This window comes from Arthrobacter sp. GMC3, from assembly GCF_002929305.1.
Taxonomy (GTDB): Bacteria; Actinomycetota; Actinomycetes; order Actinomycetales; family Micrococcaceae; genus Specibacter.
Map to the genome: position 1 here is coordinate 62,550 of NZ_PJIO01000001.1, position 19,715 is coordinate 82,264.

Below are 19,715 nucleotides of genomic sequence, written 5' to 3' on the forward strand. Positions count from 1 at the left end.
GTTTGTATGCTTACTCATGTTCGCTTCGGTCAACTCCTTCGTAGTTGGTGGCGGGTGCTAGCGCCTGGGCACCCGCCACCTTTCCTTTTACTTCTTCGGAGTCAATCCGAGAATTGTCAGGGTCATATCCGGGCCGATTCCAGGGCTAGGAACGTAATTCGCCGTCGAATCCAGCGGCCATCCGTCCCAATGAGTACTATTCACCAGAAGTACGCCGCCGTAGTTGTAGAGAGGTATTTCCGGAACTTGGTCGAAGACAATCTGCTCCATTTCGGCCAGAATCGGCTTCTGGGCCGTTTTGTCGATTGTGCTTCCCAGCTTTTGCTGCAGAAGATCGAAGTCTGCGTTGTTGAACCGACCGAAGTTGGTCGCCGCTGCCTCACCGATGGGCTTGGTTGATGCCCCAACAAGTGCACTGTAAGTTGCGTAGGGTCCCCGACCTGCACCGGGATATGACAACGCCATCCCAAAGTTGCCCTTGGTCATGGAATCTTGGCGGGCCGCAGCGGTGAGTCCATCCAGCGCTACATCGATGCCAAGATTGTCCTTCAACTGCTGGCGGATCAGGTTGGCTACACCGTCAAGGTTCCAGTAGGCGTTGCCGCGTTCATAGGTGAGTGTCAGCGGGAAAGACTTTCCGTCTTTAACGAGTTTCCCATCGGCAATGGTGACTCCGGCGTCAGCCAGCAGTTTCTTTGCCTTGGAAGAATCTTGTTTCTGTGTCAGCCCTTTGAATTTGTCTGCGATGTAGTCAGACGCCACCTGGCTGTTCAGCCCCACTGGGTTGGCGAGGTCAAACGGTTTGGGCTGGTTCGCGAACGCAACTTTGCGCAAGTCATCCGCGTTGATCGCATTTTGGATGGCTTGACGAACGGGCAGTTCGTTGTAAGGTGCTTGATCCATGTTGAACAGAACAGCGACCATGCTGCCGTCGGGTTGGAGTACCGCATGGTGAGTATCAGGGTTTGAGCTGACATAGCCCTTGACATCGGTGGCAAGGAACGACCAGTCGATTTCGTCCTTAGTTATACGTGCCTGAGCGTTGGCTGCATTGTTAGGGACGAAATCCAGTTCCTTGACCGGGACTTGGCCTCCCCAGTAGTCCGTTCGAGCCTTTAGGCTGACCAGTTGGGGAGTGACATTTGAAACTGTGTATGGTCCGGTAACCACGGGATCGGAGTTCCTGAAGGTAACAGGATCGACATCTTTCCAGACATGCTCGGGGACGATGGGGGCATCCGTTGCGAGCTGGGAGAGTCGCGAGTAGGCCAGCACGTCCCAATCAACTTTGACGCTGTAATCGCCTTCAGCCTCGACCGAGGTGTAGTTGACCCCCGTGAGGTTCAATTGCGGATTCTTTATCGGGACCATGAGGCTGTACACGAAATCCGCGGATGTCAGCTTCGTGCCATCTGACCACTTCACATCGTCGCGAAGGTTGAGGGTGACGCTTTTTCCATCATCGGAAAACTTGTAGCTCTTGGCTAGCCAGGGCTGAATATCCCCACCGTGGAGCAGATCCACCCGAAGTGGCGCTTCGAGCATGATGTTGCGACCACCGGATGCAGACCCGGCCGGTATGAAAGGGTTGTAGTTGTTCTGGAATGTTTCGGCGAAACCAACCACAGAGAGCGGCCGTTCCCCATTTGACTGAACTCGTTCACCCACGGAGCAGCTTGCAAGAAGCGCTGCGCAACCAAGTATCGAGATCAATCCAAGAATTCGTCTTTTCATCCGATCTTTCTTTCTATTAAGCTGACGCCGAGGAACCCAATAGGGGCTGGGGGGGTCAGGGTTTGCCCGGAACTGCTGGCAAGGGAACTACCGCCTCGAATACCGGAGCGATGCGTCATCTGCGACGGCAACTGGCCAAGTATTTATTTGGATTTCAGTGGTAGTGCGTGGTGGCAAATTTTCAGTCGGTGACCGGTTTAGCGGTTGACGTTGAAACCAATATACGGCAATATATGGATATATGGAACCCATTTTCATAAGTATCCAACTGAAGAGCAGTGGTCAGGACATCAGATGTTTACTGGAGGGCAGCAATTGTGGCTGAGATAGACCTCACAGCCGGTGGCTGGGTGCATGACAAGCCGCTAGCGCCGCTTGATCAACTGTCCATTAGGGAGAGGAACGTAGCCCTTTGCGTGCAGGACCTGCGTGAGCATGGCCCGTCGACGTTAAGTCAGGCATCTGCACGTACCACACTGTCGCGGCCAACGGTGGAGTCAGTATTTGGACATTTGGCAACAATTGGACTGGTTGTAGAGACTGAGCTCGACTCCCATCAGAGCGGTAGGCCGGCAAAGCGTTACAAGTTTGACGCGACAGCGGGCTACATGGCAGGAATTGATCTAGGCGTTCATGCTGCCAGGATGGTCGTCTGCGACCTTGCTGGAACAATAGTTGAGTCTGTTGAAGTGAGGTCCTCTGTAGAGGTGGGTGGCCCCCTGACCGAGGTGATTTCACAAGTCCAGCAACTCGTGGCTGCAATTGAACCCGCTCACCGAAACATTGTCACGGCCGGGATTGGAGTCACCGGTTTGGTAGGGGACAATCAGATTCTCTATTCCCAGCGCCGTCCGGACTGGGTGGGGATAGATATCGTTGGAGCAGTATCAGAGGTTCTCGGGTGTCCAGCTGTGTTGGAAAACGACATGAATCTTGCGGCCGTGGCCGAACACAGGAGCGGCAACGCACGTGGGGCTGTGGATGTCATTTGCGTTTTCGTTGGCCATCGTGTGTCGGCCGGATTAATCATGGATGGCCAACTTCGTCGTGGCCGCCACAATGCAGCTGGCGAGACATCGACAAGTACATTTCATCTCAACGTTGATGAACAGGGCGAAATTATCTGGCGAGACCAGCGCTCCACCGAGGAAGTCTTTCAGTTGGCAGATCAAGGCAATACGGAAGCTGCCGCTGAAATAGAGGCCTTCATCGACGGCCTGGCCGAAGGGATATCCATACTCTCATTGGCCATTGACCCGGACATTGTTGTACTCGGTGGCGGTGTATCACGTGCTGGCAATCAGCTTTTAGTGCCGCTCAGAGAGCGCGTCGCTTTGCATATGAGCATTCCTACGGTGCCCGAGCTCGCCCTCTCTTCACTCGACCGCACCGCAGTAGCCCTTGGCGCACTGGTCCGGGGGTTCGAATCTACCTCTAGCTCAGCCTTCGGCATCGACGGGCTTTCAGCCCCCCAAATTGACGCAACATGCCTGAACCTACCTAGCAAGAATCGACTGGAGTCCAAAGAATATGCTTAGAGAATCATCGATCCAATCAAGGGAAGCGACCCAGCAATTCCGTGTATTGGTTGTTGGCGTGGGGAATCGCTCAGGCCTTGCGCTGGAAGTTGCCAGGGCTGCCCGCGGTCTCGTCGTAGCCATCGCAGACCCCGATCCAAGCGCTCACAAACGCGCGAAACTGACCTTTGGTGACGACGTTGCCTGTTTCACGGACCATAAGGACGCCATTGCAGCAGGTGGGATCGATGTTGCTTTCGTGTCTTCGCCCGACGATACTCATGCAGTCATTGCAAACGATCTCCTGCGCGCGGGTATTGCAGTGTATCTAGAGAAGCCTATGGCGATCGATATAGAAGATGCCGACTCTGTACTTGATGCGGCGATTGAATCTGGCACCAAACTCTATGTTGGCCACAACATGCGACATATGCCCGTCGTTCGTACCATGCGAGAGATCATCCAACGCGGGGAAATAGGGGAAGTTAAAGCCATCTGGTGCAGGCACTTCGTTGGCAACGGTGGTGACTATTACTTTAGGGATTGGCATGCCGAGCGTGCTCGATCATTCGGGCTTCTGCTTCAGAAGGGTGCACACGATCTTGATGTCATCCACTGGCTGGCAGGCGGCCGAACTGAGCGAGTGGTTGCGATGGGCGGAAGTACCCTCTATGACCAGACCGGCACTCGGCGATCTGCCAGCGACTCTGATTTTATCCCGCATCCGACCTTGAAACTTTGGCCCCCCACTGCCCAGACTGATCTCAACCCCGTCATTGACGTCGAGGATCTGTCCATGGTGCTCATGGACCTGGACAATGGGGTATTCGCTTCCTACCAGCAATGTCACTACACGCCCGATTATTGGCGAAACTACACAGTCATCGGAACCGAGGGGAGGATCGAGAACTTTGGCGACGCTGCCGGTGCTGTGATCCGTTTGTGGAACACGCGGTCAAACTACAGCGCGCAGGGCGATCGTGAATACCCTGTTGAAGGGACTGGTGCGGCCCACGAGGAAGCCGACGTAGCGACGGTTAAGGAGTTCCTAGACTTCGTAGAATTCGATGCGAGCACAGACGTATCGTCCGTCTATGCTCGCGATGCAGTCGCAGTCGCCGTCGAAGCTACCCTGTCAATTCGGGACAATTCGCGTCCACGGAACGTGGACGCGTACCAAGCGACTAGACAGACAATGGAGTCACATAACTTCTAATCGCGGCGACAACAATAACGCGGTGTAAAAATACGGACGCTACCTAGTTGGGCCCCACTTTGCCGCCGTCAGCAGTCCCTTAGCAAATGTCTGGTTGTCCGGCTAACGCCATCCCTAGGCCGCCGTTTTCCGGTCTTCAGGTAAGCGGCGGCTGGCCCATCAGTCGCCCTGCCGGGAAGGGCGCCTTCGCTGCTGAGGCTTTCCTTTCATTGGATGTCCTCCAGACAGGTCAGTACGGGGCCGGCCCCCGGTACCATCGGGACTGCCCCAGCGTTCATTGGCTCTCAAAAACGGCAGGGGCAGTCTCATGGTCGCCTTGTCCTACGCCTACCCCGCGTCTGGACTCCTTGGTCGACTATGGCAATTTGCGATTCACGACGCCGGAGAGCCTTAGTGCTGATCGTTCGCAAACGAAGTGATCGCAGGGTGCAGGCCACACTCGGGCGATGGAAAATCTCAACCAGTGATGCAGGAACATCCCAAAAGGGTCTGTTGGCAACTCTGAATCGCCCAATTACCCGTAATTGGACCTAGTCGTCGGCGGGGTCGATGCTCACTACGGCCAGGAAACCGCGGCCGGAAATCTCAGGGGCGTCCTCGGATCCCACCACCGTGTCCAGCTTGGCCAAGGGTTCACCGGTCGATGTGTCAGCTGCAGGTGCGGCGGACACTGTGGCGGCTCCCTGAAGCAACACGGCAAACTGTCCGGCAAACACCGGGTGTGGACGCTTCTTGGAGAGTTCCAAAATGGTGGCGTAACCCTTGAACGCGCCGCGGCGGGTCACCACGTTCAGGTCCATGAGCGCGCCGGTGGGCAGGCTGGCAGACGTTTGTGAGTCGCCGGAAAAACGGAACGTGCGGTACTTTTCCAGCGCATGCTCGGCACCGTCAACGGTCAGCGCTATCAGTTCGCCGTCGATGATTGTCAGGATTCGATCCATGCCGGGCATGGGCGAAAACGGGCCAGCCTTGGCCACCTCCGCAATGCTGATCCGCCAGTCCCATGCCTCGGCGTTGCTAATCTTGGCACCGGAGCCCAACGTCACCGAATCGGCGAAACCTGCCGCCAGCTGCCGGGTCATCCCGCCGCCATTGGCCCACGGGGTAGCTTTCAAGGATGCGTACCGAATGATGTCCACTATTTTTCGTCCACATTCTTCACGCTGTACACGTGCAGGCGTTTGGGCTCGGAAGGATGGCGACGGATCTTGCGCTTGTAGTAAGCCCAGGCGCCGGAAATTGCCAGTGACACACCAAAGGCGAGCACAATCTTGATGGGCAGACCAAAACGGGTCAGGGAAAACACCATAATCATGGCGGCAAAACTGGCAAACTGAACCAGGATGTCCAGCCAATCGGCTTTTTTACGCATGGCCCCAGCTTACGCGGCCCGGCGCTTACTCGCGGCCCTGCGAGACCCAGCTAGGGTCCTTAGTGCGCAGGCCGACGACGCCGGCAGCAGCCTCATCCAACACGCGAAGGTGGGCGGTGGTCAGGGAAAGCGACAGTGCACCAAGGTTTTCATCGATGCGCGCCGCCCTGCGGGTTCCCGGGATGGGGACCACCGGCAGGGCGAACTTGGTACCTTGGGCGTAGAGCCAGGCCAACGCCACCTGGGCGGGCGTTGTGGCCTCGCCCGTTGTCGCGGTGAGGTCGTGTGCAACGCGGGCGACGGCGTCGACCACCGACTGGTTCGCGTCGATGGCGCCCTCGGCAAAGCGGGGAATGTTGTGCCTGAAATCGTTCGCTCCAAGGTCGGCGGCATGGACTGTTCCCGTCAGAAATCCGCGTCCCAAGGGGGAGTAAGGGACCAGCCCCACGCCGAGTTCGGCAGCAGCCGGGACCACATGGGCCTCAACGTCGCGGCTCCAGATGGACCATTCACTTTGCACCGCGGTGATGGGGTGGATCATGTGGGCGGTCCGGAGCTCGGCGGAAGTGACCTCGGAAAGACCCAGGTGGCGGACCTTGCCTGCCTGCACCAGTTCCGCCATGGCGCCCACTGTTTCCTCGATAGGCACGCGAAGGTCCCGGCGGTGCATGTAGTACAGGTCGATGACCTCCGTGCCGAGCCGTTGGAGTGATTCGTCAATCGCGGTGCGCACATAGGCCGCATCGCCGCGTATCTCGGTGTAGCCGGTGGCCGGATTGCCCACCAGGGCGAACTTGCTCGCGAGCTGGACCTCATCCCTTCGAGTTTCAAGCAACTTCGCTATGAGCTCCTCGTTGGAACCGCCGCCGTAAATATTGGCGGTGTCGATGAATGTGACACCGGCATCCACTGCGTGATGGAGCGTGGCTAGCGCCTCTGCGGGGTCCACCGCGCCGTACACGGGTGTCAGCGCCATGCCGCCAAAGCCTAGCGGGCTGACTTCAAAATTGTCGCCGAGCAATATTTTCTTCATGCTGGATCCTCGCGGCTTGGAAGGGGGTGCTCTTGTCCCCAAGGCTATGCCGTGGCGGCTGGTGGCGGAAGGATCAGCCGGAAGTCTCCGGCCCGGCGTCGGACTTGTTCAGGGCATGGCGCGGACTGTCCGGATTCATGAGGGAGTGTTTGCGCCCGTACAGGAAGTAAATGAACAAGCCAATCACCAGCCAGATGACGAACCGCAGCCACGTTTCCCAATGTAGCTGTGTCATGAGGAAGAACGACGCCAGGACGCCGAACGCCGGAACCACGGGCATGAACGGCAGTTTAAACGTCCGCGGCACCTCGGGGCGGGTGCGGCGCAGGACGATCACGGCCGCGCACACCACAACGAATGCGGCGAGGATGCCGATGTTGGTCAGGTCCGCGACCAGCCTGATGGGCAGCACTCCGGCGAGGATGGCGGAGGAGACACCGGCAATCCAGGTCACGCGCTGGGGGACACCGCGTTTGGCGTCGGTTTTCGCGAACCATTTGGGTAGCAGTCCGTCGCGGCTCATGGAGAACCAGACCCGGGTGACACCCAGCAGGAAGGTGAGCATGACCGTCAGGATGGAGATCACGGCAAAGGCGGAGATGATGGTGGCGATGGTGGGCATTCCGACCGAATCGAAGGCCGACGCAAAGGCGCTGTCCGGGTTGAGTTTGGCGTAGTTTTGCATGCCCGTCAGCACCAAGGTGGCCATCACATAGAGCGCCATGGCAATAATCAGGGAAAGGATGATGGCCTTGGGCATGTGTTTCTTGCCGTCCTTGGCCTCCTCCGCCGCCGTACTCATGGCGTCGTAGCCGAACACGGCAAAGAACACGGTGGCCGACCCTGCCAGCACCGGACCGAAACCATTGGGCATGAACGGGACAAAGTTCTGGGTGTTGATGTGGAAGACGCCAATCCCAATAATGCCCAGCACCAAGAGCACCTTGATGCTGACCGCCACCAGTTCAAATCGGCCAAAACTTTTAGATCCCCGGCTCAGGATCCAGGTAACCAGCAGGCAGACCGCCACGGCGGGGATGTTGATCAGTCCGTGCGGCGTATCGGGGGTCAAAGCGCTGGACATCCAGTCCGGCACCACCACGCCGATGCCCTGCATGAAGGCGCTAAAGTATCCGGAAATTCCGATCGCCACCACCGAGACAATCGCAATGTATTCCAGCAGCAGATCCCAGCCGATGAACCAGCCCACCAGCTCGCCCAGTGCCACATAGCCGTAGGTGTAGGCGGAGCCTGCCCGTGGAATCATGCCGGCAAATTCGGCGTAGGAGAGTGCCGCCGCGCCGCTGGCCAGACCTGCGATGAGGAAGGACACGACGACGGCGGGTCCCACAGCAGGGTTGTTGGCGTCACCGTGCGCCACCACACCGGCCAAGGTGAAGATGCCGACTCCGATGATGCCGCCCACGCCGATGGCGGTCAACTGCCACAGGCCAAGGCTCTTGAAGAGTCCGCTGCCCCCTTCCTCGTCATCGCCCTCAATGGGCTTGCGCCGCAAAACGGAGTAGGGGTTGGGTATTTGGCTCATGGCAGCCTCCCGAAACGACGATGTTTCTTCTGATGCCCGCCAGTGTACGCCCTCCGAGGAGGAACGGATCCGGCGCTAACCACATCCTTAGCGGGCACCCGCCTGGATCGGTGGCTAGGTCAGTGGTAGGTGGGGACGAACGGCCGGCTGGTGGGCACGATCTCCTTGCCCAATGGCATGAGCGAGATGGGAATCATCTTGATGTTGGCGATGGCCAGCGGGATGCCGATGATGGTCACGGCCATGGCGACGGCGGTGGTGACGTGGCCGATGACAATCCAGATACCGGCCACCAGGATCCAGATGACGTTGCCCAGGGTGCTGGCAACCCCGGTGCCGCCGGGCTTGTCCACCACCATTCGGCCGAACGGCCACAGGGCGTATCCGGCAATGCGGAAGGAAGCGATGCCCCACGGGATGGTGATGATCAAGATGCAGCACACGATTCCGGCCAGGAAGTAGCCCATTGCCAGCCAGAATCCGCCAAACACCAGCCAGATGATATTGAGGATAGTCTTCATGTTCCCATTGTGTCTCAAGCAGCCTTGGCGGACATCAGGGAAGACCCTGTGTTTACCCCTGATCTTTGTCTCAGGCTGCGGTGCTACGCTGATTTGCACCATACGTCGGCGCATTGCAAGGGACGGAAACGAAGAATCCATGGACTTTGGCACAGTCTTTTTGATACTCATGTTGGTCATCATCGCCATTGTTGTGGGCGTCGCCATCACCATCGGGGTGCTGGTTTCCCGCGGTGTCCTGGGCCTGGTGAAGCTTTCCAAACCCAAGTATGAATCGGCCAAGCGCAGTGCGTTGAAGGTGCGCGCGGAGTCCACTTCGGGGCCGCTCGGGGAGATCATGAAGCAGCGGATCCGCTTGCAAGAGTCCATGGAAGCCACCCGCCGCAGCCTTGAAGTTGCCAGTTCCACGCGCCAGTACACGGGCAATCTGGATTCCATTTTCCGAACCCTGCAACAGGCCTCCACCGTGGTGGAGAGCCAGCTGCTGGTGGCACAGCAGGACCCGGATCCTGCGGTGCAAAGTGTTTATTCAAAGACCCTCAGCGTCCAGGTGGAGCAAATCACCCATACCGCCACAGGCATCCGCAACGCCCTTGCCAGCGCCGCCTCGCCCGTTGTCGACGTCGATCTCAAGGACCTCACCCGCACCCTGGAGATCGAGGCCACCATGCTCAAGAACTGGTCCGCCACATATACCGATCTCGGCGACGGTTCCTAGGCGCCCATGGGTGTGTTCTCCCGCTTCCGTACGCTCTTCGCCAGGAAAGGACCCAAGCGCGACGCCGGGCCCACAGCCTCGGGCCAACTCACCGTGGCTGATGCCCAGCTCAAGCAACTCGCCGCTGTACAGAGCATGCGCCGCGGGGTGGCCGACGTGTCGGTAAGCCGGCAGCGCCTGGACATTCAGGCGGCAGATCTCCAGCGGGCCATGGACTCACTCCAAAACCAAGCGGCGGCAAGCCAGAACGCAGGCGACTCCGGCGCCGCGCAAACAGCACTGGCCCGGCACCTGATCATGGCCGAGCAACTCGGCGATCTTGTGACGCAGCGTGATGCACTTGCCGAACAGGAAACGATGCTGATCACCTCACTGACCCAGATGCAGGCACGGGTCTCCGGGTTCAACGTCACCGCTGAGACGCTCAAGGCCGCCCAAACCGCCGCTGAGGCCCGGCACAGCATTGCCAAGTCCCTGGATGACTTGGACGGCCCCGGCTAGGATTCGGTGACGTTCCCGGTGACCATGCCAAAGGCGAACGCCTTGGTGGCCTCCAGGCGGGTGTCCCCGCCGACTGCCCGAAGAGTGAACCTCACGATCGCACTGCCGGCGGCAATGTCCGCCGCGGTCACAGTGTAGTTGGCCGTGAATCCCAGGAAACGTCCCGGCTCCAGCGGTGCCGAGCTGACTATGGTCCCGCCTTCACTGAGCCCCACCGTGACCTCCCGTGCGGAATCCGCATTGTTGGTGGCGCGTCCGCTGAACGCCAGCAGATCGCCCGCCTTGTAGCCGCGGATGACCGGGCCGTAGTTCAGATCCTGTGACTCCCGGTTGGAAAGCACCTGGGGTGCGTCCTGCGAATAGCCCTGCCCCACTTCCTTCCAGGCCGAGGGGTCCCAGTCGCCGTCGGTCTGGGTAAGGGTGAAGCTCTCACCAACGCTTTGCCACGCGGCGGGGCGCCCGGGGGTGATGGAACGCAACACCACATCAAGGGCGAGCCCGCCAGCGTAGGCGGTGCCGCCGTCGTGGGTGAGGGAGGTTGCGGGGGAGTCCAGCAGGTCCTGCGGATCAACCGCGGCAAACACGATCTCTTGGTAGCCCTGACGCTCGTAGAGCACACCGATCCGGCCGTCGGGAAGCCGGGCCGCCGTGGAGTACTGCGAGCCACCGGCACACAGCACGACGGCGTAGGGCCAGGTGGCGCCGTCGTCTTGGGAGAGTTTCAGGACAGTGTTCCTGCGCAGCGAGGAATCATGGTTGTGGCTGGCGAGCAGCCACGTGTCTGTGTCCGGGGTGGCCAGCGTAGTGACGTTAGGGAGGCCGTCAAAACGGGCCAGCGAGCCGTTGTCACTGGGATCAGGCAACTCAAGGTGGGGCTGCGCCGGGGTGTAGCTGTGGCCGCCGTCGGTAGATACCGCGCTTAGGCGGTGCGGGGTGGCTCGGGAATGCAGCAGCAAGGTGCCATCACTGCGGCACGCCACCTTGTTTTCGTTGCCGCCGGCGATGAATTCGCCCAGGGTCCAGGTATCGCCGTGGTCATCACTGTAGGCGCTCGCAGCCATGATCTCGCCGTGGAACAGCACCACGAACTGCTGCACCAGCCGGCCCTTGAACGGACCAGCATGAATACGGATACCGGCCCCTGCTGCGGCGAACAGGCCCGTCATGCCCTCCCGCTTGAGCATGCCGGTGAGGCGGCGGTGTTGCCAGTTGGCGCCGTCGTCGTCGGAATAGCTGACGTCTGCGTGCTGGATGTCATCCTCGCGGTCCAGTCCCTCAACTGCCTCAAAAAAACCGGCGTGAGTACCCGCGGCGTGGAAACAGAAGATGCGCCCGGTTTCGGTATCGATGAGCAGGCTCGGATCGCCATAGCCATCCAGCCCGGAGCCGGTGCGAACCGTCTGCTGCGGCTCCCAGGTGGCCCCATTGTCAAAGCTGCGCCGAATCAGCAGGTCGATCGGGTTGGGTAGGTCGTCCAGGTTTGGGCGGCCGTCATAGGCGGCCAGAAGCGTCCCCTGCGTGGATACCGCAAGCGCGGGGATGCGGTACTGGCGGTGACCAGCCACTCCGCGACGGGCAAGGACAATTTCGGCAGAGGTAGGACGTAGCTTCACCTGATTAGTCTAACGGCGATATGGCGCCCGCATCCGGGTAGAGGTTTCCCGGCGGGCTTAGATCCAGCCTTCCTGCCATGCTTTTTCGGCGGCGTCGTGCCGGGATGGAACGTTGAGCTTCATCATGGCCGAGGACAGGTAGTTGCGCACGGTGCCCGGGGCAAGGTGGAGCTGGGCGGCAATTTGCGCCACGCTGGTGGTTGAGCGGCTGATCCTCAGGGCGTCCAGCTCGCGGTCTGTGAGTGGGCAGCGCTCGGCAGCCAGTGCCGTCGCCGCAATTTCGGGGTCAATGTAGCGCTTTCCTGCGGCCACGTCGCGGATCACGTGGGCCAGATCCTCGGCCGGGGTCGATTTCGGCACAAAGCCGGAAACCCGCGTGGCCAGGGCTCGCCGCAACACCCCTGGGCGGGCGTGGCGGGTGACGATGATGACGCGGGTGCTGACGGTCGCCAGGATTTGGGCAGCAGCCTGGAGCCCGTCGGCCTGCGGCATCTCCAGATCGAGGAGACAGATATCTGGCTTGGTTTCGACGGCGAGCTGGGCTGCCGTCACGCCGTTGTCGGCGCTTGCCACTATTTCAATGTCGGGTTCAAGCCCCAGCAATGCCTCAAGGGCGCCGCGAATCAGGTGCTCGTCGTCGGCTATGAGCAGCCGGATGGGCGGCGGGGTTGCTGAATGGTTCATGCGTTTACTCCAAGTTGTTGGGGGACCCAAGCCTGGAGCTTGAAGCGATCCTGTTCGACGTCGGTGCTCGTGTCTAGTCGCCCGCCCAGTAACTCGAGGCGCTCGCGCAGACCAACGAGGCCGGAGCCGGGGACCTTGTTGGGCCGGACCGCACTGGCGAGGGCATTGTTGCTAATTGTCAGGGTGCACCCGTCGGCGGCCGCGCTCAAGGTGATGGAAACCGTGGTCGCCGCGCTATGGCGCAGGATGTTGGTGGTGGCCTCGCGCACGGCCATGGCGAGTGCCCGGTGGGCTGCGGGGTTGTGCGGGAGCCGGTCCACTTTCAGTTCGCACTGCGCACCGGCGGCGGAGAGAACTTCTCGAGCGTTTTCCAGCTCATTCTCCAAGGCGATCTCCCGGTACCCCGATACGAGTGAACGGGTCTCCTCAAGAGCCTGTTTTGCGATGACCCTGGTTTCGTGGATGTGTTCGCGGGCGGCTTCGACGTCGATGGTGAGCATCCGTTCGGCAAGTTCTGACTTGAGCGCGATCACTTGCAGGTGATGTCCCTGGATGTCGTGCAGGTCGGCGGAGAACCGCAGCCTTTCCTTGGCGACGGCGAGTTCACCGGCCATGCGCCGGTGCCGGTCCAGCTCGACAACAACTTTCCACCACCAAAGGCTTGTGAGGAGGACAAATGGCATGAATGCCGCGTACACCAGCAGGAACCGGGTCCCGGAGAAGGGTCTGAGGTCCGGCGACTGCCCGGACAAGAGGGCGGTAAGTCCAAGTTGCGCCATCACCAGGACCGCACCGCCAGCCAGCAGGGCCCAGTGCTTTCCCTTGGGAAGGAGACAGGCGAGCAGGCAAAGCGCCAACCACAGCGGAATCGCGGCCAAAGGCCCGGTGCCGGGGGAAAAGATCCCCACCACCCAGGCCGCCGCTGCCGGGGCCAGGAGGGCGAGCGTCCACGACGTGCGGGGAAGGCCGCCGCCGAGGCCGGCGCGTAGGAACCAGCTGTACCGAACGTGCATTGCCGAGGAGACAACAATGAGCGCAAGCAGAACGCCATTCACAGTGTCGCCCCTGTCATCGAACGCCGCCAGCGCCGTCAAGACGAGTGAGGTGTCGAGCACCAGAAAGATGAAGACGATGGATCCGAGAGTGTAATTCCACGTGGCTTGCACGCTGCGGCCGGGCCCGGCGTCGGCTGAATTGAGCATATGGACAAGTCTAAAGTAGTGACATTTTGTCATGGCCAAGCAGGCAAAAATGCACTCATTGCGGTGACAGCAAGGCACTACAAGGTCCATTTCCGGCGCGACAAGATGGATTTATCGACATCCGGAACCATGAAAGAAGAACCCCATGATTGAGCAACTGCAAGCTTTCACCTCCTCCCTTCCGCCGCTGCTGCAGTGGGCCGGTGTGCTGCTCATCGCGGCAATCCCTCTCGTCGAATCCCATTTCGGCGCCGTGGTGGGAGTGCTCACCGGCTTGAACCCGGCACTGGCCATTGTGGTGGCGGTGATCGGAAACGTACTCTCGATGCTTGCCTTCGTGTTGATGGCGCACCGCATGCGCTCCAAAGTGGTCGCATCCAAGGCTCCCAAAGAGCTCTCGCCCCGCCGGGAGAAACTGCGGGCCAAGTTCGACAAGTATGGCGTGGCCGGAGTCAGCCTGCTGGGTCAAACAATTTTGCCGAGCCAGATTACCTCGGCAGCCATGGTCTCGTTTGGGGCGTCCAAGAACTCAGTCATCCTGTGGCAGATAATCTCAATCATCGTCTGGGGTGTTGGCTTCGGCGTTCTGGCCGCCCTCGGCGTCTCCTTGGTTCGCTAGGCGATTCGCCTACGCCAAAACTTTGTAACCGAGAATGAGGTGGCCCGTTGGAGAAGTGGAGCTGCTGGTCAGTTCCAAATGGAGCAACGGCAAGTCGGCAAATAGCCGGCGCCCACTGCCAGCGATGGTTGGTGCGACGATGAGCCTCAGCTCGTCGACGACTCCCGCAGCGAGTAGCGTCTGGGCGACCGAGATGCTGGCGTGGATGCCGATGCTTGCCCCAGGGAGTTCCTTGAGCCCCTTAACAAATTCGACGAGCTCGCCCTCGATCGCGGTGGCGTTCGCCCACCCGCGGTCCAGTGGCGTGGACGTCGCGACGTACTTCGCGACACCGTTGATGAAAGCTGAAAATGGCTGAATGTCGCTGTCAGGCCAGTAATCGGCCCACTCGTTGTAGCTTCGGCGGCCAAGAATGACTGTGTCTTGGTCCGAGATCACAGAGGCCAAGGTGGCATCCATCGCTTCGTCCCATTCGGTCATGAACTCATCGGGACGCTCGGCCACACCATCCAGAGACAGGAGTTCGTAGGCCACAACTTTTCTCATCATTGGCTCCCTCTTTTGGCTCCAGGACCTACTTGTAGACCGACTTCAGCCCGGCCTCGTCGTACCTGGTGCCGGCGGTGCTCCCGGCCGGTGCGGCCGTATTCAGCGCGGCCAGCTCCGCAGCGGAGAGCACGATGTCCGCGGCCGCCACATTTTCCTCAAGGTAGGTCCGGCGCTTGGTGCCGGGGATGGCGCAGACACCCTGGGCCAGCACCCAGGCCAAGGCGAGTTGCCCCGCCGTGACGCCCTTTTCCGAGGCCAAGGCCTTGACCCGGTCCACCAGGGCAAGGTTTGTGGCGAGATTCTCCGGGGAGAAGCGGGGCAGGGCGCGCCGCCAATCGCCTTCGGGGAGATCGTCGGGGGTGCTGATTTTGCCGGTCAGAAAGCCCCGCCCCAGCGGCGAGTAGGCCACATAGCCGATGCCGAGTTCGCGGACGGTGTCCAGGACGCCGTTGCCTTCGGGCTCGCGCTCAAAGATGGAGTATTCGGTCTGAAGTGCAGTGATCGGGTGGACGGCGTGGGCCCGGCGGATGGTCTCGGGCGCCGCCTCGGACAGGCCCAAATAGCGTACCTTTCCCTCCTTGACGAACTCGGCCATGGCACCCACCGTCTCTTCTATGGGGGTGTTGGGGTCTACGCGGTGCAGGTAATACAGGTCCACCGAATCGGTGCGGAGGTTGCGCAGGGAACGCTCCAATGCCTTGCGCGCATAGGCGGGGCTGCCGTTCACTGGACCGCGTTCGCCGTCGTCGGTGACCTCGCTGCCAAATTTGGTGGCCAGCGCATACTCGTCGCGACGGTGCCCGATGGACGTGGCAATGAGCTGCTCGTTCAGGAACGGCCCATAGATCTCGGCCGTATCGATCAAGGTGACCCCAAGGTCAAGGGCGCGGTTCAGGGTCGCGGAGGATTCGGCGTCGTCCCTGTCCCCATAAAACGCGCTCATGCCCATGGCTCCGAGTCCTTCAACGGAAACTTCCAGGCCCTGGCGTCCCAATTTCATCGTCTTCATCTTGTCTTCAGCCTTTGGTGTGGATGGCTCGCCGGAGCGCTCCGGGAGGGTGGTTTCACAAGAATGCTCCTGCAATTGGGCGCGCAGGGCAAGGGGTGTGCGGCTGGCAGTTCGCTGGCAGTCTTGGCGCCTCAGGCCACCGTGATACCCAAGTGTGCGGCGAGGATGGGGGCAAGGAGGGTTAACTGGTAGTCGTCGATGACGACGCCGGCCATGGATCCGACGCCGTTAAGTGTCCGGAAGTCGGTGCCGCGCAAATCGACGTCCTTCAGGGTGGCCTGCTGGATGTCCAAGGTTCCGATCCGGCAGTTTTTGAGCGCCAGCCGGGTGACTGTGGCGCCGCCCAAGTCCAGTTCGCCGATGATGCAGTCGCTGATCTGGAGGTCGGTGATTTTCGCGGCGCGCAAGTTCAGGAAGTCCAGTTTGCCGCCGTCGATTCGCACCGACTGCCAGGTGCTGTCATAGAGTTCGGCAGATCCCCACCGCGGTGTGGTGATCTCCACATCGCGCCAGCTGGTCCGGGTGGCTTTCAGGACCGGGGCGAAGCTGTCGGTGATGGACGTGCCGCGGAAGCGGGTGCCGCGCAGCTGGGCGTCGTTGAATGTGGGGCCCTGCAGGGCGCAGTCAAGGAAGTCCGTTGAGGTCAGATCGGTGCCGTCAAAGGCCGGGCGCTCAAAGCTCTGGCCGTCATAGGTGTCACCCGGGCCGAAGAACGCATCCTCATTCTCGGCGAGGTCGTGCAGGCGAAGAGGAGTGAGACGGGGTGCGCGTGGGGCAGATTTTGAGGCCATGGACCAAGCCTACCCAGCCGCGGACAATCCCCACGGTCTCCATCCGGCCACTCTACGGGCCAGCCGGAAGCGGCACTAGGTGAGCGAGGCAATCAGCTTGAACCGTTGGAGCACCAGCATGGTGTCGTCGTGGACGGTAAATTCGGGATCCGCCAATGCCAAACGCATGTCCGTGGAGTGCCAGAACTCCTCGTGACCGGCCCGCCACTGGGCCACAGTGGTAAACCCTTCGCCTTCATCAATCGCGTGGGCAAGGTCCACATCCGCCAGGCGTGCCAGACGCACCTCCGTCATCTCAATTACGGCGACCCGCTTGCCAGCGGAATCGACGACCGCTTCCTGCAAGCCAACGGTTGGCAGGTCCTCGCCCTCAACTTCATACTCGATGAGCGTGCCCGTGGTGGAAGTCTTTGCACCGGCCAAAATCGCCGCGACAAGTTGATCCCGTAAAGGTCCGGGGAACGCGAACTCGCAGACAGGCAGGGAGCTGTAATCGTTCATAGCTTCAGCGTACTGCCCGGGCGACGTTCAGCTCGGTGCCAGCAGCTCAGCTGTGAGGTTGGCGCGTGCCGGTGCCGCCCACAAATCGCGTCCTCTTTCCGTGCGAAACAGCGGATCGAGGGACAGCAATTGACGCACGACGCCGGCTCTTCCCTTGGCGAAATCGGGCGCCGTGACGTGGGCGTAGTCCAGCCGCACCCCAGCAAGGTAGCGCGCATAATCTGTCGGTGACCCGCCCAGGACGGCGAGGTCTGCGTCGCACAGGAGGGCGCCGTCGTGGTCCGCAAGCGTAGGGGAGTGGCTGGCCGTCAGCAGGATCAGTCGCACAACCTCCGCCACCTCACCGGCAGGCAACAATCCGGAAAGGTGTGCGTGCGCCAAGTCCGCGGACTCCTGTTCATCGGTTCCTGCCACACCCTTGTACACGGCGTCATGGAACCATGCGGCCAGCAGGACGGTGTGCGGCGCAGCGCCGTCCGTGAGTAGATCCAGCGCCTCCAGCATGGCCAGCAAATGAGTGCTCGAATGGTAATTTCGGTGGGGTTCGGACCAGCGTTGGAGCAGTTCCGCGCCCAAATCTCCCTGCCCGGGCAGGAGCGTGTCCCAGCGGTATTGCAGCGCCGAACCGGTTGACTTTGGCCTGTGCTTGGCCTTAATGCGCAGTCCGGAGGCAACCAGCACCCGCACCAGGTCCTTGCCTGAGATGGGGACGGCCCCTGCCGCCACAAGATCCGCATAAATGCGCTCCGGGACGTCATAGTGGTCCAAGTCGAATGCCCGCTTCGTCACCCCAGCCGCTGCAGCGAAGGCGTGAAGCTCGGACACTGACGTGTCCGAAATCAGGTGCGAGAACACCGTGCCGTGCGCCGGCCACAGGGGAGGATCGATGAAGATCATGGCCCCAGTTTAGGCCCGCCCGGCTCGGTACCCGCCAGCTGGTGAATGTGCCCGCTCCGGCAACCGCGCATAGACTCACTGCTGTCCAGCAAACAAAGTAAGGGCTAGTGGCAATGCGAAACGAAGATTCAAGCGTTCAGGCAACATTCAACAACATCGCCCGGCGCTATGACCTGATGAACAGGCTGATGACGCTGGATTCGCACAAAAACTGGTGCCGGGACGTTGCACAGTTTGCCAGCTCACGGTCAGGGAGCAGCTACCTGGATCTGGCCACAGGAACTGGTGTCATCGCCAGGGCCGTTCGCGAGCTGAATCCCTCTGCCGCCATCATCGGAGCCGATTTCTCCGAATCCATGCTGGAGATGGCCCGCCATATCGCCGGCAATTCAAGCATCGATTGGCAGTACGCCGACGCGCATGAGCTCCCCTTCGCGGACGGCGAGTTCGACGCCGTGACGCACGGATACCTGCTCAGGAATGTGAGTGACCTGGACCGTGTTTTGGCCGAACAGTTCCGGGTCCTCAAGCCCGGAGGAGTCCTCGCAGCGCTGGAAACGTCACCGCCCGCAGGCCTCCTTGGGCCGTTCATCCGCGTCGGAATGCGCGTGGTTGTACCGACACTGGGGACGCTCATCGGCCGGGACCGTGACGCCTACAAGTACCTGGTGAGCTCAACCCTTGGATTCCTGAGCCCTGAAGCACTGCGGCTCCGATTCCATCAGGCCGGGTTTGTGGACGTCCAGGTGAAGCCCAAATTCATGGGCACCAACATGATTTGGACGGCCAGCAAACCCGGCTAGGTGGTGCCGGTGACTACAGATCCCGCTCGGCGTAAGTTGTCAAGACATCCCTGACAAATGTTGCTCCCGCCAGTCCGCCGTAGTTGGCCGCGAACCTTTCGTCGGAAACGTACATTTGCGCCAATCCCAGGACGTATCCCTTCATGTCACCGCCGGGCTTCGAAGCCGGGGTGCCGGGAACTGAGGCCAGCCACGCCACATGGCGTTGCGCAAGCTCCTGCGCCTGAGTCGAATCCGGTGCCACCGTGCTGGTGGACGCGGCAATCCAGTCGCTGTTCAGGGCGGCGACCAGCTCCTTCAACTCTTGCTTTTCAAGCGGCAACATGCCCCGCCACCAGGTGTCGCCGCGGGCATAGGCGTCCTTTCCCCAGCGCTGTTCCACCTCGTCCTTGTATTGTGTGTGGTCAAAGCCGTCAAACATGTTCTCGGCCATGATTTCCTCGCCTTTCTCTTGTGCTGCAATGGTTTTCTCGACGGACTCAATCAACCTGCCAAGCCGCTGCTGCTCCGCACGCAGCCACAGCACGTGTGCCGCCAACGCCTCGGTGGGGGAAGTTTCATGCTTGAGTACGGCAGCGATAGCGGGCAGTCCCAGCCCCAGCTCGCGCAACAGTAGGATGCGCTGCAGGCGCACCAACGATGCTTGGTCGTAATGCCTGTAACCATTGCTGGCAATGCGGCTCGGCACCAGCAAGCCAATGTCGCCATAGTGGCGCAAAGTCCGGCTTGTGGTGCCCGTCAGGGACGCGACTTGCTGAATTGAAAGGTCCATAGCCACAACGCTAAAGCTTGACGCTGCGTCAAGGTCAAGTTAATTTTCCAGGCGGGAAAGATTCTGGAATAAGATCCCCCATAACTAAGTTGAGCGTAATAGACTCAACTTTGTAGG

At 60.6% G+C, this 19,715-nt stretch carries 21 protein-coding genes; 6 read left to right on the forward strand and 15 right to left on the reverse strand.

Annotation, left to right across the window (positions count from 1 at the left end; translation table 11 throughout):
- Nucleotides 1–87 precede the first annotated feature (87 nt).
- A complete protein-coding gene (locus CXQ94_RS00300; RefSeq protein ID WP_104086234.1) occupies nucleotides 88–1,734 on the reverse strand; it encodes an ABC transporter substrate-binding protein in 1,647 nt (548 codons plus the stop codon).
- Nucleotides 1,735–2,051: 317 nt separating this feature from the next.
- On the opposite strand from CXQ94_RS00300, the gene CXQ94_RS00305 reads away from it, so the two are divergent.
- Nucleotides 2,052–3,272, forward strand: coding sequence for an ROK family protein (locus CXQ94_RS00305; RefSeq protein ID WP_146070188.1), 1,221 nt, complete (start codon nucleotides 2,052–2,054; stop codon nucleotides 3,270–3,272).
- Complete coding sequence (locus CXQ94_RS00310; protein ID WP_104086236.1) at nucleotides 3,265–4,467, forward strand: Gfo/Idh/MocA family protein; 1,203 nt, start codon at nucleotides 3,265–3,267, stop codon at nucleotides 4,465–4,467. Before CXQ94_RS00305 ends, CXQ94_RS00310 begins: the two co-directional genes overlap by 8 nt.
- 530 nt (nucleotides 4,468–4,997) lie before the next feature.
- On the opposite strand, the gene CXQ94_RS00315 is transcribed toward CXQ94_RS00310, so the two are convergent.
- The 5 genes from CXQ94_RS00315 to CXQ94_RS00335 all read right to left on the reverse strand — a co-directional run bounded on the left by CXQ94_RS00315 (nucleotide 4,998) and on the right by CXQ94_RS00335 (nucleotide 8,939).
- Entirely contained in the window at nucleotides 4,998–5,606 is a 609-nt protein-coding gene (locus CXQ94_RS00315; RefSeq protein ID WP_104086237.1) for a HutD family protein, read from the reverse strand.
- Nucleotides 5,606–5,839, reverse strand: a complete 234-nt coding sequence (locus CXQ94_RS00320; protein ID WP_104086238.1) for a hypothetical protein — start codon at nucleotides 5,837–5,839, stop codon at nucleotides 5,606–5,608. Before CXQ94_RS00320 ends, CXQ94_RS00315 begins: the two co-directional genes overlap by 1 nt.
- Before the next feature lie 25 nt (nucleotides 5,840–5,864).
- Nucleotides 5,865–6,872 carry an aldo/keto reductase gene (locus CXQ94_RS00325; RefSeq protein WP_104086239.1) on the reverse strand — a complete coding sequence of 336 codons (1,008 nt, stop codon included), beginning with the start codon at nucleotides 6,870–6,872 and terminating at the stop codon, nucleotides 5,865–5,867.
- Between the two features lie 73 nt (nucleotides 6,873–6,945).
- A complete protein-coding gene (locus CXQ94_RS00330) occupies nucleotides 6,946–8,418 on the reverse strand; it encodes an amino acid permease (RefSeq protein WP_104086240.1) in 1,473 nt (490 codons plus the stop codon).
- A 119-nt stretch (nucleotides 8,419–8,537) separates the two neighbouring features.
- Nucleotides 8,538–8,939 (reverse strand): YccF domain-containing protein, encoded by a 402-nt coding sequence (locus CXQ94_RS00335; RefSeq protein ID WP_104086241.1) that lies wholly within the window; start codon nucleotides 8,937–8,939, stop codon nucleotides 8,538–8,540.
- Nucleotides 8,940–9,078: 139 nt separating this feature from the next.
- Here CXQ94_RS00335 and CXQ94_RS00340 point away from each other — a divergent pair, with 139 nt between their 5' ends.
- Both CXQ94_RS00340 and CXQ94_RS00345 read left to right on the forward strand, forming a co-directional pair.
- Nucleotides 9,079–9,657 (forward strand): hypothetical protein, encoded by a 579-nt coding sequence (locus CXQ94_RS00340; RefSeq protein WP_104086242.1) that lies wholly within the window; start codon nucleotides 9,079–9,081, stop codon nucleotides 9,655–9,657.
- A gap of 6 nt (nucleotides 9,658–9,663) precedes the next feature.
- Nucleotides 9,664–10,158 (forward strand): PspA/IM30 family protein, encoded by a 495-nt coding sequence (locus CXQ94_RS00345; protein ID WP_104086243.1) that lies wholly within the window; start codon nucleotides 9,664–9,666, stop codon nucleotides 10,156–10,158.
- On the opposite strand, the gene CXQ94_RS00350 is transcribed toward CXQ94_RS00345, so the two are convergent.
- Genes CXQ94_RS00350 through CXQ94_RS00360 form a run of 3 tightly spaced genes read right to left on the reverse strand, consistent with a single transcriptional unit; the run spans nucleotide 10,155 to nucleotide 13,657 of the window.
- Nucleotides 10,155–11,771 (reverse strand): exo-alpha-sialidase, encoded by a 1,617-nt coding sequence (locus CXQ94_RS00350; RefSeq protein WP_104086244.1) that lies wholly within the window; start codon nucleotides 11,769–11,771, stop codon nucleotides 10,155–10,157. The two genes, CXQ94_RS00345 and CXQ94_RS00350, sit on opposite strands and share 4 nt — an antisense overlap.
- 57 nt (nucleotides 11,772–11,828) lie before the next feature.
- The gene (locus tag CXQ94_RS00355) at nucleotides 11,829–12,455 is read right to left on the reverse strand and encodes a DNA-binding response regulator (RefSeq protein ID WP_104086245.1); all 627 of its coding nucleotides are present in this window, start codon (nucleotides 12,453–12,455) and stop codon (nucleotides 11,829–11,831) included.
- Complete coding sequence (locus CXQ94_RS00360; protein ID WP_104086246.1) at nucleotides 12,452–13,657, reverse strand: sensor histidine kinase; 1,206 nt, start codon at nucleotides 13,655–13,657, stop codon at nucleotides 12,452–12,454. Before CXQ94_RS00360 ends, CXQ94_RS00355 begins: the two co-directional genes overlap by 4 nt.
- A 145-nt stretch (nucleotides 13,658–13,802) precedes the next feature.
- Between CXQ94_RS00360 and CXQ94_RS00365 the strand changes: the two genes are divergently transcribed.
- Nucleotides 13,803–14,276, forward strand: a complete 474-nt coding sequence (locus CXQ94_RS00365) for a small multi-drug export protein (RefSeq protein WP_104086247.1) — start codon at nucleotides 13,803–13,805, stop codon at nucleotides 14,274–14,276.
- Nucleotides 14,277–14,285: 9 nt separating this feature from the next.
- Here the strand turns inward: CXQ94_RS00365 and CXQ94_RS00370 are convergent, their stop codons facing one another.
- The 5 genes from CXQ94_RS00370 to CXQ94_RS00390 form a co-directional block, all read right to left on the reverse strand.
- Complete coding sequence (locus tag CXQ94_RS00370) at nucleotides 14,286–14,825, reverse strand: dihydrofolate reductase family protein (protein WP_219816963.1); 540 nt, start codon at nucleotides 14,823–14,825, stop codon at nucleotides 14,286–14,288.
- 25 nt (nucleotides 14,826–14,850) lie between these two features.
- Nucleotides 14,851–15,834, reverse strand: coding sequence for an aldo/keto reductase (locus tag CXQ94_RS00375; RefSeq protein WP_104086248.1), 984 nt, complete (start codon nucleotides 15,832–15,834; stop codon nucleotides 14,851–14,853).
- 131 nt (nucleotides 15,835–15,965) lie between these two features.
- Nucleotides 15,966–16,625: a pentapeptide repeat-containing protein gene (locus tag CXQ94_RS00380; protein ID WP_104086249.1), complete on the reverse strand. Its 660-nt coding sequence runs from the start codon at nucleotides 16,623–16,625 to the stop codon at nucleotides 15,966–15,968.
- Between the two features lie 75 nt (nucleotides 16,626–16,700).
- Nucleotides 16,701–17,126, reverse strand: a complete 426-nt coding sequence (locus CXQ94_RS00385; protein ID WP_104086250.1) for an ASCH domain-containing protein — start codon at nucleotides 17,124–17,126, stop codon at nucleotides 16,701–16,703.
- A 27-nt stretch (nucleotides 17,127–17,153) separates the two neighbouring features.
- Nucleotides 17,154–18,023 carry a DUF4031 domain-containing protein gene (locus CXQ94_RS00390; RefSeq protein ID WP_104086251.1) on the reverse strand — a complete coding sequence of 290 codons (870 nt, stop codon included), beginning with the start codon at nucleotides 18,021–18,023 and terminating at the stop codon, nucleotides 17,154–17,156.
- Between the two features lie 113 nt (nucleotides 18,024–18,136).
- On the opposite strand from CXQ94_RS00390, the gene CXQ94_RS00395 reads away from it, so the two are divergent.
- Nucleotides 18,137–18,826 (forward strand): ubiquinone/menaquinone biosynthesis methyltransferase, encoded by a 690-nt coding sequence (locus tag CXQ94_RS00395; RefSeq protein ID WP_104086252.1) that lies wholly within the window; start codon nucleotides 18,137–18,139, stop codon nucleotides 18,824–18,826.
- Between the two features lie 13 nt (nucleotides 18,827–18,839).
- Here CXQ94_RS00395 and CXQ94_RS00400 read toward each other — a convergent pair whose 3' ends face one another.
- The gene (locus CXQ94_RS00400; protein ID WP_104086253.1) at nucleotides 18,840–19,598 is read right to left on the reverse strand and encodes a MerR family transcriptional regulator; all 759 of its coding nucleotides are present in this window, start codon (nucleotides 19,596–19,598) and stop codon (nucleotides 18,840–18,842) included.
- Nucleotides 19,599–19,715: the final 117 nt, after the last annotated feature.

Coding starts and splice junctions, on each gene's coding strand:
- CXQ94_RS00300 (WP_104086234.1), bottom strand. CDS start 1,734: ATGAAAAGACGAATTCTTGGATTGATCTCGATACTTGGTTGCGCAGCG.
- CXQ94_RS00310 (WP_104086236.1), top strand. CDS start 3,265: ATGCTTAGAGAATCATCGATCCAATCAAGGGAAGCGACCCAGCAATTC.
- CXQ94_RS00320 (WP_104086238.1), bottom strand. CDS start 5,839: ATGCGTAAAAAAGCCGATTGGCTGGACATCCTGGTTCAGTTTGCCAGT.
- CXQ94_RS00325 (WP_104086239.1), bottom strand. CDS start 6,872: ATGAAGAAAATATTGCTCGGCGACAATTTTGAAGTCAGCCCGCTAGGC.
- CXQ94_RS00330 (WP_104086240.1), bottom strand. CDS start 8,418: ATGAGCCAAATACCCAACCCCTACTCCGTTTTGCGGCGCAAGCCCATT.
- CXQ94_RS00335 (WP_104086241.1), bottom strand. CDS start 8,939: ATGAAGACTATCCTCAATATCATCTGGCTGGTGTTTGGCGGATTCTGG.
- CXQ94_RS00340 (WP_104086242.1), top strand. CDS start 9,079: ATGGACTTTGGCACAGTCTTTTTGATACTCATGTTGGTCATCATCGCC.
- CXQ94_RS00345 (WP_104086243.1), top strand. CDS start 9,664: ATGGGTGTGTTCTCCCGCTTCCGTACGCTCTTCGCCAGGAAAGGACCC.
- CXQ94_RS00355 (WP_104086245.1), bottom strand. CDS start 12,455: ATGAACCATTCAGCAACCCCGCCGCCCATCCGGCTGCTCATAGCCGAC.
- CXQ94_RS00360 (WP_104086246.1), bottom strand. CDS start 13,657: ATGCTCAATTCAGCCGACGCCGGGCCCGGCCGCAGCGTGCAAGCCACG.
- CXQ94_RS00365 (WP_104086247.1), top strand. CDS start 13,803: ATGATTGAGCAACTGCAAGCTTTCACCTCCTCCCTTCCGCCGCTGCTG.
- CXQ94_RS00370 (WP_219816963.1), bottom strand. CDS start 14,825: ATGATGAGAAAAGTTGTGGCCTACGAACTCCTGTCTCTGGATGGTGTG.
- CXQ94_RS00375 (WP_104086248.1), bottom strand. CDS start 15,834: ATGAAGACGATGAAATTGGGACGCCAGGGCCTGGAAGTTTCCGTTGAA.
- CXQ94_RS00380 (WP_104086249.1), bottom strand. CDS start 16,625: ATGGCCTCAAAATCTGCCCCACGCGCACCCCGTCTCACTCCTCTTCGC.
- CXQ94_RS00385 (WP_104086250.1), bottom strand. CDS start 17,126: ATGAACGATTACAGCTCCCTGCCTGTCTGCGAGTTCGCGTTCCCCGGA.
- CXQ94_RS00390 (WP_104086251.1), bottom strand. CDS start 18,023: ATGATCTTCATCGATCCTCCCCTGTGGCCGGCGCACGGCACGGTGTTC.
- CXQ94_RS00395 (WP_104086252.1), top strand. CDS start 18,137: ATGCGAAACGAAGATTCAAGCGTTCAGGCAACATTCAACAACATCGCC.
- CXQ94_RS00400 (WP_104086253.1), bottom strand. CDS start 19,598: ATGGACCTTTCAATTCAGCAAGTCGCGTCCCTGACGGGCACCACAAGC.